We start from the raw sequence: 15003 nt of genomic DNA on the forward strand, positions 1-15003 counted from the left end.
ACACTAACAACCGAAACATTTCAAAACTTTTTACGGAGCAAGCAACAGATCCTGGTTTTTTTAAGAGGAAGAACAGGTCATGTCCCTAGTTAAAATAAGTATTGAATCTAAAAATAATCGCTTCTTTTTAATTTACCTCAATCCATTTATTGGGGAAAGCGACAATTTAGGTGTTCTAATTGGCTTATATGATAAAGAATTAGATACACTTCGACTATTTGCTCGTTATTATGTTGAATGACACTTAAAATTGAGAGAAGTGAGCTCTTTTTATACATATTGTTGCCAGATACCAAAATCAGAGAATACATGCATAAAAAAAGATATGTAAAAGTTATGTAGCATTTTTTTTTAGCGTGATGGTCATGATGATGAGGTATACCATATAAGGGGAAATATGGTTTATTTAAGGAATTTAGATTGGTGAAGATTAGTTAGTTAAATATACTGAATAATAGTAAGAAACACGAATTTCTAGTCAATTTTAAAAACAACCGAGTAAAATATCTTAGTCTGCCAAGATTAACGACTTATGATTTTTCAAGCATAAAACGGTTCTGTTGCAAAGTTTCAAAAAATAGAGAGTGTCTCCTAGAATGGCTTTGTTTTAAGTTGAAATATCCAACAACTGCTTGATTTCAAACGTCACTGAAAAACCGAAAAAGTTCCTTCTTTTCGACTTTTCTTATAGATTCCTCGAATCGCTTCCGTGCCCTTAAACGTAGTGGAGGCGGTACGTAAACTTTGATAAAATTTATTCCGGCGTTTGATGGGACGATGATTTTGTTCAATCAAATTGTTCAAATATTTCACTGTTCGGTGCTCTGTTTTTTGATACAACTCCTTTTTTGTAATTTCTTGAATGTTGCTTTGATTGATGGCGCTTTGTCTGTTACGAGAACCTTTTGTTCTACGAACTGCTTCCTCAATAGTTTAAGAAAGGCATAGGCAGATTATGTATCTCGTTTCTTACGCAACCAAATGTCTAAAGTTGATCCACCTGCATCAATTTCTCGATATAAGTAATGCCACTTTCCTTTAATTTTGATATAGGTTTCGTCCATTTTCCATGAATAAAAGGACTGCTTATTTTTCTTTTTCCAAGTTTGATAGAGTCTCTTTCCGTATTCCTGAACCCAACGATAAATCGTTGTGTAGTATACATGAATTCCACGATCATGCAGGATTTCTTGAACTTCACGATAGTTGAGGTTGTAATGAAGATAATTGCCTCCGGCTACAATAATCACATCTTTTTGAAATTGTTTATCTTTAAAATGATCCATATTCGTTTCCCAGTCTATCTGTTTCCTAAATTTTATCCTAAATTGGGCTTATCGGAAAACTTAGCAACAAAACCATTAATTTTAATAATTTAATGCAAACTAGACTATTTAATTTTAAAGATAACAAAATATAGTATTTTAACCTTTCTGGAGCAAAGCACCTTATAGACCTTAAATAGATGGGATCTTCCTATATGTTGCTACGCTTAATAAATTAATAGCTACTTCACTTTAAGGAAATATTGATTAATTAAAATTTTTATCATAATTAATTATATTAAAGGTTAATCGAAAATATTGCTTGGAAGATGCCATAACATGAATAGGAGGATGTTTGTCATTGATAATCACACATATTACTTTTATTTAAAAAAATTGTTGCTTAGTTTCTTTTACTTATTGAATTGCTACAGGAGAAAGATAGAGTGTTACTATAATAAAATTTTACCGGGGTTATTAATCTATTTGGGGGATAAAAAAATTAAACTGTTATCACTTGTAATAAGTTTTTTCTTTTTATGCATGTCAATTGTTCCGTTTATTTTTTTATTAATACTTTCAACAAATAAATTATTATATCCATTAGTAATAGTTGTCTTTTGGAAAATTTTCATTACTGGAAATAAAATTTCTGTATTTAAATTTTCTCATCCTGAAAGTTTTTATAGTTTGAAAATTAAAAGAGCGACTTCTAGTAATATATATAAAATTTTATCGGTAGTAACCGTTTTAGACATATTATTTTTTTTATTAACCATTGTGTTTTTTTTATCTAGAACGATTATATTCATGTCAATTAGCGATCTGTTTATGCTGTTATCAATAGTCATTTCTATTTATTTTATGATGGAAGGTAAACAAGAGCATATATATCTTATTTTATGTATTACTATTGTAAGCTTGAGTATATTCATTAAAAATCATATGTTGAATATTCCCGATGCAGTTAACATGAATAAATATTTGTTGTATCTTAATGTGAATGCTGAAGCTTTTTTACCGGTTTTTACAGGCATAGTAATTATTTCGGCTGTTTTAATATTCGTAATAGATATTTTATACTCAAGACAAAGTCTATCTATTACAAAAAAATTTCATTTTGGTCTAGATAGAGGATATACATCCTTTATTAATTACGTAAAAACCCTGCCTGCAACAAAAAAATTAATGATTTTCTTTCCATGGGACTTATTAGTAATAATACTTATCTTGACATTATGGAATTACTCAGAAAAGCAAGCTGTATTCCCTATGATTGCTTGTTCATTTGCTATATTGAGTACTAAACAATTTTTAAATCAATATGCTTATTTTTTTCACTTTTTTGTTAACGAGAGGGAAAGGATTTCGTTTGAAAAAATACAAAAAAATAACTTGAAGATTTTCACATGGAAAATCAAACTTTTATTATATGCTAAAAGCTTATATATGAGTACTATATTTTTTTCGTATTATTTTAGTTTTAATAATATAACTTTAAAAGATTCAGTTTTTTTAGCAATTTGTGTATTTCTGGGAGTGATTTTGCCAGTCTTAGATGAAAAATTAGTAATAGTTACTTGGAAAACAGTATCTATAGTTGGTGAAATAAAATACAGCGTTAATTTTGATGCTCTAATCATTATGGTTTTAGTTCTATGCGGAGCAATTGTTGATCAAATTATTAGAACAGGAAATTCAATTTATTTAGATTACTTTTATTTATTTACTGCTCTACTACTAATTGTTCTTACATGTTTTAAAATGTGTTTGCTAACTATTAACTTGAAAATGAGGAGGAAACTATATGACCACATTTAATTATTTGTTTGATATTATCGTTATAGGATATTCAATACATTTGATACTGAAATTTAGGACAATGTACAACAAAACAAGTGAGTCTAAATATAAATGGTTGAGCTATATATTTGTTATTGTTTTATTTTTGATTGTTCTAGGGGCTTGTTTACAATTAATGAATTTATAATGGGGAGAAACTATGAGTCTTTTACAGATAGAAATTAGAAACAGCAGCTATGATAAAAAAAATATAATATTAAAAAAAGTAGACATTAAATTAAATAAACATGGACTTTATTTTGTAAGTGGAAGAAACGGCTCAGGTAAGTCAACATTATTTAAAAGTTTACTAGGAGATATCGATGTTGAGGTACACAAAGTAGATATAGATAATACTATTATTAAAAAAAGGTCAGACAAAATAGTTTGTATAAATGATGAATTTGTGGGTTATGAATTTTTAAAGGTCAAAGAGTATTTAGTTTATATATCATTACTTTTCAATGTAAAAGTTACGGAATTGATGATAACAAATTTATTATCCGAACTAGAATTAATAGATTACAATTATAAATTAATAAAAGATCTTTCTCAAGGAAATAAACAAAAATTAGCTTTTGTTGCTACAATTATAACTAATAGTGAAATTATATTGTTTGACGAGGCTTTTGAGCATATTGATAAATATGCAATGGAAGTTGTAAAAAGAAAACTTACAGATTTGTCAAATAATCATTTTATATTTTTAATTTCACATACAAGAATACTTCACGAACTATCTAACGAAGAATTAATAGTTAAGGACGGTGAAATACATTTTGAATCACATTGAAAAGTATTTTATTCCGTCTAACAAAATTGCATATGCAGCTTTTGTATCATCTATAGGTATTATTTCAGGTATCATGTTAGGATTGCTTTTTCAAACACAATCTTCTTCAGAGAATATAGTTCAAATTATAACTAGTTATAATTTTTTGGATAATATATATGAGATATTTATGAATAACCTTCGGATTAGTATAATTACAATTGTTTTAAGCATAACATTTTATAGCGGAGCAACACTGTTAACTTTTGTGAATTTATACATTTTTAGTTATTCGGCTACCATAAACACCATTCAAAATGGAATTCAGAATACCCTTACTAAATATCCTCATTCCATTTTAGAATTACCTGCAATAATCATTTCTTTAGCAATTTCATATTATATATCAGATATTTTAATGGCTTATTTAAAAGACAAATCAAATTATGTTTATAATGATAAGGGGAAAAAAATTACAGTTAGTTTCATATTTGTCATATTTTTATTGCTACTGAGTTCGGTTATAGAATCTTCATTAATATATTTTAATTTTATTTAGGAGGAGAAACGTTGCAAAAGATAGAAAAAAATCTATTTAAAACATTTTTTTATATTAGCTTATTTATATATGGGGTGACACTTATATTGAAGTTAATTGAACTTCCAGAAAATACTTTAGAAGCGGTGTCAATCGACCAACAACAACTAACAGGAGTAATAATATTAGGTGCCATATTCTCTATGGTTTCTTTAATTGTAATAATTCTATTAGAATATATTATATTAAAATACTTATATAAAAAAATATTTCAAGAAGAAGCATTAATTTTATTCAAAAGAATTTTTTTTGTTGACTATTCTATCAAGTTAATTGTTCTCACTGTGAGTAACTTGATATTAATAGTTGGTAAGTATCAGATTTCTAGTTGGGCTGTTACACTATTCTTGATAATAGTGATTGGCCTTACTAATTTCAAATTGTTTAGCCGGATATCTAGCGTGTCCTTGAAGAGTAAAGTAATATTAATTATTTCTTTTTCGTTAATAGCTTTATTGTAATAACTAGTTGCGGATTTAATAGCAGGGTACATGTATAAACAAGGAGGAATATTCATGGTATATGACTTAGTAGCATATGGTATTGCGCAGGGAGTAGCTGAAAAAATTGTGGGTTTAATTAACGCAGGATTGACAGTTGGATCTATAATTTCGATTATTGGTGGGGCAACCGCTGGTTTAGCTGGTGTATTCGCTGCTGTAAAAGCAGCTATTGCGAAACAAGGAATTAAAAAAGCTATACAATTATAATTTTAAAAATTTTTATGTTTTTTGAAACTACCTACTATATTTTATAGATAGTCTTGATTATTGAATTTAGTTATAAGATGAATGCATAACATATATTGAAAACATGTACCCTGCCATTAAATCCGCAACGTCGTATGTTAGTGTGTTAAACAAATCAGTCCTATGGTGTAAGGAGCCCGATACTAAAAGTTTACTACAACTTAGTCGAGGTAGATATTTCAATGAAATATGAAGAAATATTTAAACAACATTGTACAATTTAGTTGTTAAGGAAGGTAGTACTGAAGTAATCTTGACAAAAAAGTTCATTTAATCAAGTAATCAAAAAAATGAATTGTTGTTTATGAAGCCAATCATGCAGGCAAACCAGGTAGATTTAGAGGGATGACAAATGAAACTTTATAAAGAGACTTAAACTTATTAAAAAGTAAAATAAATTTCTAATAAAAGATTAAATTGATTATAAATTTACAATCTTAATATATTTTGAAAAAATCTAATTTAGTTTAGGGCGTGTTTGAAACTTATTTTTTTAGAATAAATATAGTGACAAGATAAATAAATCCTATGAAAGATTCCATTAATTTTTCGTATCTTGTGGCAATTCTGTGGAATTGCTTGATTTTACAAAAGAAACGTTCTATTAAGTGTCGTTCTTTATAAATGTTCCAATCGACAGTCCATTTTTCTTTTGCATTAGACTTTGGGGAAATGGTGTAAGTCGCTCCTTCGCGTTTGATAAACTCACGAATTGCAGAAGAATTATAGGCTTTATTTGCTAGAATATTGTAGCCGTTGATATTGATATTAGATAGCGTGTGTATGGCATAACTACCATCATAAATATTTCCTGAAGAGAGCTGAAAGGATACCAGATTCTCCAATCCATCAACAATTGCATGGATTTTGTTATTTTCCCGTCTCTACTTAAACCAATGTACTGATTCACTTCTGAATTTTCAGCCTTTTTTTTGCACCAACTCTATGCTGATGGACTTTTATAGAAGTTTAATCAATACTAAAATTTTCTGTATTCGGATCTTTTGATTATTTAAGAAATAACTGCTCCAATAGTCCTGACTTTTGCCAGTTTTTAGAACGAGAATAGACGGTTTCAAACGGTCCATTATATGCTGGTAGAGCTCTCCATGGTGTGCCCTTCCGTGCAATCCATAGGATTGCTTCAAACATTAATCGATGATCTTTTTGGGGTCGGCCAGTTCTATAAGGTGGAAATGATTCTTTAATTTGAAGCCGTTGTACATCAGAAGATTCACGTTTTTTTCTCATTTTAAGGCACCTCTGAATAGAGATTAACATGAACGACTGATAGTTTTCAAACACGCCCTAGATTTTTAAAAATTAGATTTTTTAAGTGATGATAAGAAAGGATTTAAAGTTCATGGACAATTATAAAAAACAAGTAAAAAAAATTAAAGTATGGAATTTAATTGCTCTAGTATTGACTTCAGTTGGAACAATTTTTTCAATTATTGGGCTACCTGCTGCATTAAATCCAGATAAAACACTATACACAGATTTGGGATCAGAGGGGATGAGCATTTATAATCAATTAAGCAGTATGCCAGTAAAAGTGTTTACAGTTTTAAATGTTCTTTTTTCAATTACTTTTGTGATTTTCTTTTTTATTTCACACAGGAAGGTAAAAAAGAATCAAATTCCACTAAAATATCCTTATTATTTAAATTTGGGATGGACTGTCGTGTCCATTATATTTTCTTTGTTAACAACGCCTAGTTTTACAAATACTTCAGAAATGCAATCTATGGGACTAATTATCGGAATTACAATTATTATTTTCATGTTAGTGTTCAAATTACCAGTAATTATGGTTTTAGTCTACTTATTCAAAGTAAATACAGGGGAGAATGATATTGAAAAAGTTAACTAAAAAACAACAAGTTTCTTTAACGATCATAGGCTGTCTTGTTGGAGTACTATTAATCAGCGCGACCCTTATTTATAAATTGAACGCCACTGAACCAAAAGAAGAAGAATCCTATAAAATTATCAAGGTAAAAAAGAGTGATCCCTTGATTTTAAAAGGAATTGTTCAACCTAAAACAACTAGTTATTTAAACTTTGATCAATCCCTTGGGAAAATCGATACTATTTCCGTGAAGAATGGTCAAGAAATCAATGAAAATGATGTAGTGGCTACTTATCAAAATACAACTGTTGAAGATCAAGCGGAAGAACAAACCCAATCTCTAGAAAAGTTGAATCTGGCAGTTACAAATGCTCAAATAAATCTAGATAATGCAACACAAAAACAACAAGAATTAGAAAATCGCTTAACTGTTGCTAAAAATGAACAAACCACCATTGTAAATAAAAAAATGGATGATGAAATGAAAAAAGCCGAAAAAGCTGAAGCTGATAATAAAATTGAAACTATACAACAAGCGTTAGATGCACAAAAAGAGGCAGTTTTACAAGCACAACAAGCGTTAGATGCGGCGAATGTTGATTTATCCAGTGCCAATAATACTATTGAACAAACAAAAAAGAAAATTACCACTACCGTAACAGCACCATTCAAAGGAATTGTCTATATTAATGATAAAGGGAAAGTAGACGCAACAGTACCATATGCGACTATTGTGAGTCCAGAGATAGTTATAAAAGGTTCTGTCACAGAATATGACTATAATAAAGTAAAAGTGGGTCAACCTGTAACGATTAGTCAAATCAATGAAGAAAAAGCAACGGACGGAATAATTACTGAAATTAATGCACTGCCTGAAGATATGGCTGTCAGTCCACAAAATACATCATCAATTAAAAACAGTACAATTTCAACATTCTCCTTTATAGTTAGCCCTAAAGAACCTATTCATTATGGTTATAATGTCCAAATCAGTGTTCCAATGAATAATTTAGAGTTGTCTAAAAAGAATACAGTTAAAGAAAAAAATAATGAGGTATTCGTTTTTATTTACAGAGATGGAAAAGTTGTTAAACAGAAAATAGAAGTAAAAGATGATAATGATAAATACGTAGTAAAGACTGGACTTAAAGAAAATGATTCAATTGTTGAAAAACCAGATACTAGTCTGAAAGATGGCCAAAAAGTGACGGTGAAACAATGATTGAACTCAATAAGATAAATAAATACTATGCAAATGAAGAGGAGTCACTTCATGTATTAAAAGATATTCATTTATCCATCAAAAAAGGGGAAATGATAGCGATCATGGGCCCTTCAGGATCTGGCAAATCGACATTAATTAATCTTTTGGGATTTATCGATCGTAAATTTGAGGGAGAATACTTGTTTGAAGGCAGATCTTTGGTTAATACAGCAGATGACATTCTTTCTAAAGTAAGAAATCAAACAGTAGGTTTTATTTTCCAAAACTTTAGTTTGATTGAGAGTAACACAGTTTATGAAAATGTAGAACTACCTCTTCTTTATAATGGGGTGTCTCCTTTTAAAACGAAGGAAAAAGTTTTTTCCGTATTGGATAGAGTTGGTTTAAAAGGAAAAGAATATAAATATCCAAAGCAGTTGTCTGGTGGCCAACAGCAGCGGGTGGCCATCGCCCGAGCATTGATTAATCACCCTAAGTTTATTATAGCAGATGAACCGACAGGTGCTTTAGATACACACACCTCAGAGGAGATTATGCAGCTTTTTACTACTTTAAATAAAGAAGATGACGTAACGCTTATTATGGTTACGCACAATCCTGAAGTCGTTCCTTATTGTCACCGGTTGATTACTATTAGAGACGGTGCGATTATTGAAGATAAGGAGTTGGTGCAATGAATCTTTATGTAAACATGCGTTCTGCTTGGAAAGCAATTAAAAATAATCGAAAACGTAGTGTATTAACCATGATAGGAATTATTATAGGAATATCGTCTGTTATTACAATTTTAGCTATTGGAAGAGGATTCGAGAAAGACACCGTAAAAAATCTTACTAAGAGTGATTCTAAGAATGTGGAAATTCAATTAAATTTTACACCGAGTGATACGTCCTTATATGATACAAATACAAAATTTTTTCAAGATGTAGACTTATCTACAGTAAGAAATGTAGAAGGGGTAAAAAAAGCTGACTATTCTAAAATTGATGAAGAGCAGATCTACAAAGATTTGTTTATTAGAGGAAATAAAAAAAATAAACAGATTAAACTTATAGATTCTGAAGGAAAAAAAGTTTCTATTGGCAGAAATTTAACAGATCAAGATAGTGGATTATTAAATAAAGTAGCAACAATTGATTCAGTTACAGCCAAAGAGTTATTTAATACACCAGAACGAGCATTGGGTAAAGGGATTGAAATTGAGCAAGAATTATTTAGAGTGGTAGGGGTTTTCCCTGGAGAAGAGCAAGATAATTTGTTTTCCTTGTCAAATACAAATATTGAGATTCCAAAAGATACGTATCACTATTATTTTAAATCAGATAAAAATACTTCCTCTCTAACATTAACCTTAAAAGAAGGAGTTAAACCCGATAAGGTGACTTCAAAAGTAATAAAACAATTAAAAGATAAGGGTAGTTTGAGACATCTGGGAGAATATGAAGTATTAGATACAGCAATGTTGACGAAAGGAATTGGTCAGATTCTCAGTACAATTACTTATTTTATAACAGCTGTAGCAGGAATATCATTGTTTATTGCGGGGGTAGGGGTCATGAATATGATGTACATCTCTGTATCTGAGCGAACAAAAGAAATTGGTATAAGAAGAGCATTAGGAGCTACTCGAAAATCTATTATGTTACAATTCCTTTTAGAAGGTTTAATTTTAACTATTTCAGGAGGAATAATTGGCTATTTATTAGGAATGGTTTTTGCTTATGGCATTGGCTCCTTGATAAAGGTCCACGTATCAGTTGATCTATTTACTATTTTATTAGCAGTTGGCGTCTCTTCAGTTATTGGCTTAGTTTTCTCTGTAATGCCTGCATCAGAAGCAGCAAAAAAAGATTTAATCGATATATTAAGGTAAAGGCCAAAGAATAATTAGACAGGCTGTCACATACTTACAGGGATTACAGCTGTACTTCCCCCTTGGGATGAAATTGACCACCTACTCATGGATGCCTAACGATTAATATAAAAATTGGACTTGACTTTTGTTTTTGAGAACTTTCAAACACAACACTTTTTTAGTGTTTAAGGTAAAAAATCAGACTTTAGACTATTATATTTTTTTATGCATTTGTTTTATAATTAGTTTGTTCCATAAAAAATTAATACACGGAGGTCGATGAAAGTTGTAAAAGATTGTATTGACAATTGCTGCCGGAGTAGCTGTATTCTCATTAGCTGCGTGTGGCGGAAGTAAAGAAAAGAAAACAGAGAATTCTACAGCTACTTCTTCTAAAGTACAAGAGGCAAAGGAAAAAGGAAGCAGCGCGCTTGATGAAGCGAAAGATAAAACCAGTGATGCTGTTGAAACTGGAAAGACAAAAGCCAGTGAAGCAGTTGAAAAAGGCAAAGAAAAAGTAGAAGAAGGTAAAACAAAAGCTAGTAAAGCCATTGAAGGTGCTAGTAGAGAATTAGAGTCTTCAGATACAAACAACTAACAAAAATAAAATATCAGGAGGAATTAATTATGACAGATAAAGGAACGACAGATAAAATCAAAGGAAAAGCAAAAGAAGTGGCAGGAAATGTGACTGGCGATAATCAGCAAAAAGCAGAAGGCTTCTTAGATCAAACCATTGGCAAAGTAAAAGAAGTCGCTTCTGATGCGAAAGACAAAGTCGAAGATGTTGTTGAGGACGTAAAAGAAAAACTGGATAAATAATACTGTTAAAGACAGACCTACAAAGTTTGTCATTTTTTATATTTTATTTGATTAAATAGATTGTAAAACGTTTGTGTGAATTATTTAGCAGTTACACAGACTAGTAGAAATTATGTGTAAAATTCAAAGAAATCCATAGTTTATTTTGGAAACACTGGTATAACAACTTTCTTTGGGATAAAATTAACATAACTCGTTGTTAATTCTGAAATAATAAGTTTGTGAATATGTTTCAGATAATAGCTTATATTCAAGTAAAAAAATAATTTTGGGGGAATGTATGATAATTAGACGAAAACTATTTTGTGAAGTATCACCATTAACTTATAAAATATCCTATGAATTACATGTTTTCAAGCGGAAAGTACATGATTTAATCACAGGAAATATTGCAACAGAAAAAAGTAAAGAATTACTTCCGCATAAGGTATTTTCCCATAAATCATTGATGAGACGTGGGTTACACAAGGTGCCTATTCAAATAGAAGAGGCAAAAGTTACAAACCTAAGAATCGCTTCTCCGAAGATTAGTAATATAATAATTAAGCCAGGAGAAGTATTTTCTTTTTGGAATTTAATTGGTAGATGTACAGAAAAAGAAGGATACCAAATGGGTCTGATGATACACAATGATGGCGAATTAAAAAAAGGAACAGGTGGGGGACTATGTCAGTTTAGTAACCTAATTCATTGGATGATATTGCACACACCTTTAGAGATTGTAGAAAAACATCATCATGAGCAGATAGATATGTTTCCTGATGCTAAAAGGGAAGTCCCCTTTGGTAGTGGTACATCAATTGTTTTTAATTATCTGGATTACCGATTTAAAAACACTACTAAAAGTACTTATCAATTGGTAACATTCGTAAGTGATAACTACCTTCATGGTGAACTGTATAGTTCTGATATTCAGAATTTAAGATATGAAGTTAAAATAGAACAAGAAAAATTTGTACAAAAAGATGATAAAGTATACCGATGTGGAAAAATATATCAATACTGTTATGATAATAATAATACTTTAATCAATCGAACCTTAATTAAAGTGAACCATGCAGAAGTTCTTTATTCCCCTAACAATATTGATATAGTTGATGAATAAGGAGTTGTTAAAATTTTCAGCTAAAATATTATATTGCTAGTCAATAATTTGATTTAAATTTTTTGTATATTTTGAGTAAATTTTACTTTTAACACTTTTGTTCAATATTACTTCAAATATTAAAATAGGTTTTAATTTAAATTATCAGATAAAAATATGGAAAATCAAGGTCAGAAGCTTAAGATAAGATATGATTTAGGATTTTTGTGTGATTTATTTTAACTGCATATATCATTTAATAAAGTTAACTATGATTTCATGTGGAGATCATTCGTCTAATATGAAAGCGCTGTTTTATGTCGTACTTCGTCTATATTAACAATACTAATAAAAAGAGGATTCATTCAAAGTAAATAATAGGCAAAAAGTCGATAGAATAAGCAATAGTAATCGTTAAAGAAGAGAGAGGCTAATATGGATATAACGGATAAAGAAAAGTTTCAAAAACAGATGGATTTTTTTAAGACACATAATTTCTACCAGTATGTTTATCAATTTCGATGGCTATTTGTGTTTATACCAGTACTTGGTTTTTTTGATCTTATTTTAAGCGATTTTTCTTGGCTGATAATAGTGAAAGGTATATTATTAATGGGAATATTGATCAGTGAATATTATGTTATGTATCGTTTCTTTAAACCAATTGTTCTTGATGAAAAACATGATTTTTCTAGTATTCATCTATTCCTTAACCTTTTTATATGTAATGCCTTATTCATGTTTGTTATGCTAACAAACTTTCATCAAGTTTTTGTAAGAAAAGAATTTATTATTTTTGGTTCATTAATAGGCTCGTTGTTTTTTGGTAGTCTCATGGGTGGAATATTTACGATTTGCTTAAAGGAACAACTAAAAGAGTACCAGAAGCTAGTGAATCAATTTATAGATATAAAGGAAGAAGTACGTTGGTGAAAATAAAATTAGTTAGAACAGCCATGTATAGTGAAATATTGAAGTATATTACTTTTTAAGGACGATGAACAGGATGAGTATCAAAAAATATTTACTTTTTTATATTATTAGCACATGTGTCATTATTTTTGTTGCTCTTATTTTTTTCTTTTTACCTCTAAAATCGATTGATTCTAGAAGCTATGAAGTACTTCATACGATATCTCAATATGGAGTAATTACTAATAAAGATGAGTGGAGAAATATTTTAGAATTAACAAGATACGGTAAAAAAGTAACTAATGTGGATAATTTAAATACATTAGTATATGGTGCTAACAAACATAGTTCTGTAAAACAAATAAGTAGTGACAAAGATATGGAAGATATGGAAACTCTTAAGTTACCAAGTATTTCAAAGTATGAGGATCTTACAATTATTAATATTCCAGGTGTCTATAGCAATGATGATAACTTCTCAATTAAATATGCATCAAAGTTGATAGATTTAATCGAAAATATTTCTGGCAACATTGTTTTAAATTTATCAAATAATTATGGCGGACTGAAAGAACCTATGATTATTGGTGCGAGTTCTTTAATTCCCGATGGTATGCTCTTTAGCAATATTAATAATAAAAAGGAAAAGTATCCTGTTTACTTAAAAAATGGTAAATTATTTGGTGGTATTCCAGGAACGATTAACGAACTGAATCTTTATAAATTATCATTACAAAAAAAGAAGCTAGGAAAAAAAGTTGCAATTGTAATAAACAATAACACAGCAAGTGCTGCTGAAAGTTTACTTTTAGCGTTAAAGAATAATCCAAATGTAAAAGTTTTTGGTATGCCTTCTGCGGGGTATACTTCAGTTAACTTAGGACGTTTTTTAACAAATCAAAATTCCGATAATTATTGGTGGTTCGTATACACTGTTGGCTATTATGAGACGATAAAGCCCATAAAGGGACAATGGTTGTTTAACAATCAACCTGTCCCACCAGATTATTATGTAGATTTATCGATGTTAGATAGAAATACTCAAGATATTATACAATTTTCTAATAGCAAGAAACTATTTAAAGAAATAAAAAGTTGGATTAACTCTGATTGAGTTGAAGCTACATTTTAATAAAAGTATTTGTTTAAGAATAGGTATTTTGTAATAGATTTAAATATATTTATGGATAATAAAGTTTGGGGTCAAAAACATAAAAGTTTTGACCTCTTTGTTTTATCTTGCTGTACTTGGATTCAATATTTTTGAAAAATTTGTGTTCAGAATAAATACTTTCCTATATAGGAATTGTTCATATGGTAAAAATCACATATATATCCGATTATATACAAAAAGAAAGCTTTGTATCCTGAGGAATTAAATAATGGAGTGTAATTAATGAATTAAGAATTGAATTCATTAAATGAAGAAAGAGGGTACCACGGCTCAATTGCAATTGCAACCCCTGATGTACCAGTAGAATGGCTAAGTATTACTCTACTTAGTAAAAAAGGAACACACGTGGGAAATGGAACAAAAAAAGCAGCTTTAACCTTTGATACAGTGGGACTAGTTCAATGGTTACGGCAAACAGCGAATGAATTAGAATTAGCTCACAAGAAGCAATTAAGAGGAGATAAATAATAAAAAATAGTGTTAAAATAACCTTTGGTGTCCACTAATAAAAAGGGAAGGAAAAGGTTCATATGCAAATTTATGCTCATGAAAGAGGAAATTCTTATGGATGTACGTATTTTATAAGTTTTCATGAAGAAGAATTAGTAATAGCGTTGGTATGGGAAGATAATTTTTTACTTATAACAAGGAAGAGATAGAAAGTAGAATAGACAAGATGATAGATTTGAGTACTTCAATAAAACTGGCTCTTTATCAATTCATAGAAAAAACAAACTATTTGCTGTATCTATCGTGCAAAGAATTACATTAGGACAATGGGAAAAAAGCAATCGACCACTGATTGCTTTTTCATTTTTACCAGATAAATAGCCAGCCGTTTTCCGCCGACTGG

Annotated in this window: 18 protein-coding genes and 2 pseudogenes; 17 read left to right on the forward strand and 3 right to left on the reverse strand. The window is 29.7% G+C overall.

Annotation, left to right across the window (positions count from 1 at the left end):
* The first annotated feature begins 79 nt into the window (after window positions 1–79).
* Entirely contained in the window at window positions 80–241 is a 162-nt protein-coding gene (locus tag IGI87_RS04720) for a hypothetical protein (RefSeq protein ID WP_202563092.1), read from the forward strand.
* 366 nt (window positions 242–607) lie between these two features.
* Here the strand turns inward: IGI87_RS04720 and IGI87_RS04725 are convergent.
* Window positions 608–1286 (reverse strand): annotated as a pseudogene (locus IGI87_RS04725) (IS6 family transposase).
* A 465-nt stretch (window positions 1287–1751) separates the two neighbouring features.
* On the opposite strand from IGI87_RS04725, the gene IGI87_RS04730 reads away from it, so the two are divergent.
* From IGI87_RS04730 to IGI87_RS04750, 5 genes are all read left to right on the forward strand, one after another.
* Complete coding sequence (locus tag IGI87_RS04730; RefSeq protein WP_438736373.1) at window positions 1752–3086, forward strand: hypothetical protein; 1335 nt, start codon at window positions 1752–1754, stop codon at window positions 3084–3086.
* 181 nt (window positions 3087–3267) lie between these two features.
* Entirely contained in the window at window positions 3268–3900 is a 633-nt protein-coding gene (locus tag IGI87_RS04735; RefSeq protein WP_438736375.1) for an ATP-binding cassette domain-containing protein, read from the forward strand.
* A complete protein-coding gene (locus IGI87_RS04740) occupies window positions 3887–4438 on the forward strand; it encodes a stage II sporulation protein M (protein WP_438736377.1) in 552 nt (183 codons plus the stop codon). Before IGI87_RS04735 ends, IGI87_RS04740 begins: the two co-directional genes overlap by 14 nt.
* 11 nt (window positions 4439–4449) lie before the next feature.
* Window positions 4450–4938: a hypothetical protein gene (locus IGI87_RS04745; RefSeq protein ID WP_202563100.1), complete on the forward strand. Its 489-nt coding sequence runs from the start codon at window positions 4450–4452 to the stop codon at window positions 4936–4938.
* A 54-nt stretch (window positions 4939–4992) separates the two neighbouring features.
* Window positions 4993–5187 (forward strand): uberolysin/carnocyclin family circular bacteriocin, encoded by a 195-nt coding sequence (locus IGI87_RS04750; RefSeq protein WP_033628158.1) that lies wholly within the window; start codon window positions 4993–4995, stop codon window positions 5185–5187.
* A gap of 524 nt (window positions 5188–5711) precedes the next feature.
* Here IGI87_RS04750 and IGI87_RS04755 read toward each other — a convergent pair.
* Window positions 5712–6092, reverse strand: coding sequence for a transposase (locus IGI87_RS04755; RefSeq protein ID WP_317095568.1), 381 nt, complete (start codon window positions 6090–6092; stop codon window positions 5712–5714).
* 142 nt (window positions 6093–6234) lie between these two features.
* On the reverse strand, window positions 6235–6477 hold the full coding sequence (locus tag IGI87_RS04760; RefSeq protein ID WP_438736379.1) for a transposase: 243 nt from the start codon (window positions 6475–6477) through the stop codon (window positions 6235–6237).
* A gap of 112 nt (window positions 6478–6589) precedes the next feature.
* On the opposite strand from IGI87_RS04760, the gene IGI87_RS04765 reads away from it, so the two are divergent.
* The 11 genes and pseudogenes from IGI87_RS04765 to IGI87_RS04815 all read left to right on the forward strand — a co-directional run bounded on the left by IGI87_RS04765 (window position 6590) and on the right by IGI87_RS04815 (window position 14922).
* Window positions 6590–7099 carry a hypothetical protein gene (locus IGI87_RS04765; protein WP_202563106.1) on the forward strand — a complete coding sequence of 170 codons (510 nt, stop codon included), beginning with the start codon at window positions 6590–6592 and terminating at the stop codon, window positions 7097–7099.
* Window positions 7077–8300 carry an efflux RND transporter periplasmic adaptor subunit gene (locus IGI87_RS04770; RefSeq protein WP_202563108.1) on the forward strand — a complete coding sequence of 408 codons (1224 nt, stop codon included), beginning with the start codon at window positions 7077–7079 and terminating at the stop codon, window positions 8298–8300. The genes IGI87_RS04765 and IGI87_RS04770 overlap by 23 nt, the downstream gene beginning before the upstream one ends.
* Window positions 8297–8980 (forward strand): ABC transporter ATP-binding protein, encoded by a 684-nt coding sequence (locus IGI87_RS04775; protein WP_202563109.1) that lies wholly within the window; start codon window positions 8297–8299, stop codon window positions 8978–8980. Before IGI87_RS04770 ends, IGI87_RS04775 begins: the two co-directional genes overlap by 4 nt.
* Complete coding sequence (locus IGI87_RS04780) at window positions 8977–10176, forward strand: ABC transporter permease (protein WP_202563111.1); 1200 nt, start codon at window positions 8977–8979, stop codon at window positions 10174–10176. Before IGI87_RS04775 ends, IGI87_RS04780 begins: the two co-directional genes overlap by 4 nt.
* Before the next feature lie 283 nt (window positions 10177–10459).
* Complete coding sequence (locus tag IGI87_RS04785; protein ID WP_438736381.1) at window positions 10460–10756, forward strand: hypothetical protein; 297 nt, start codon at window positions 10460–10462, stop codon at window positions 10754–10756.
* Window positions 10757–10785: 29 nt separating this feature from the next.
* On the forward strand, window positions 10786–10980 hold the full coding sequence (locus tag IGI87_RS04790; RefSeq protein ID WP_113836570.1) for a CsbD family protein: 195 nt from the start codon (window positions 10786–10788) through the stop codon (window positions 10978–10980).
* Window positions 10981–11266: 286 nt separating this feature from the next.
* Window positions 11267–12085: a VanW family protein gene (locus tag IGI87_RS04795; RefSeq protein ID WP_202563607.1), complete on the forward strand. Its 819-nt coding sequence runs from the start codon at window positions 11267–11269 to the stop codon at window positions 12083–12085.
* A gap of 414 nt (window positions 12086–12499) precedes the next feature.
* Entirely contained in the window at window positions 12500–12997 is a 498-nt protein-coding gene (locus tag IGI87_RS04800) for a hypothetical protein (RefSeq protein ID WP_202563115.1), read from the forward strand.
* Window positions 12998–13070: 73 nt separating this feature from the next.
* On the forward strand, window positions 13071–14090 hold the full coding sequence (locus IGI87_RS04805) for a S41 family peptidase (protein WP_438736382.1): 1020 nt from the start codon (window positions 13071–13073) through the stop codon (window positions 14088–14090).
* A gap of 294 nt (window positions 14091–14384) precedes the next feature.
* Window positions 14385–14618, forward strand: coding sequence for a hypothetical protein (locus tag IGI87_RS04810; RefSeq protein ID WP_438736383.1), 234 nt, complete (start codon window positions 14385–14387; stop codon window positions 14616–14618).
* Between the two features lie 62 nt (window positions 14619–14680).
* A pseudogene (locus IGI87_RS04815) lies at window positions 14681–14922 on the forward strand (hypothetical protein).
* Window positions 14923–15003 lie beyond the last annotated feature (81 nt).

The sequence above is a fragment of the Enterococcus sp. DIV1444a genome (assembly GCF_051712125.1).
In the GTDB taxonomy this organism is placed as follows: domain Bacteria; phylum Bacillota; class Bacilli; order Lactobacillales; family Enterococcaceae; genus Enterococcus; species Enterococcus faecalis.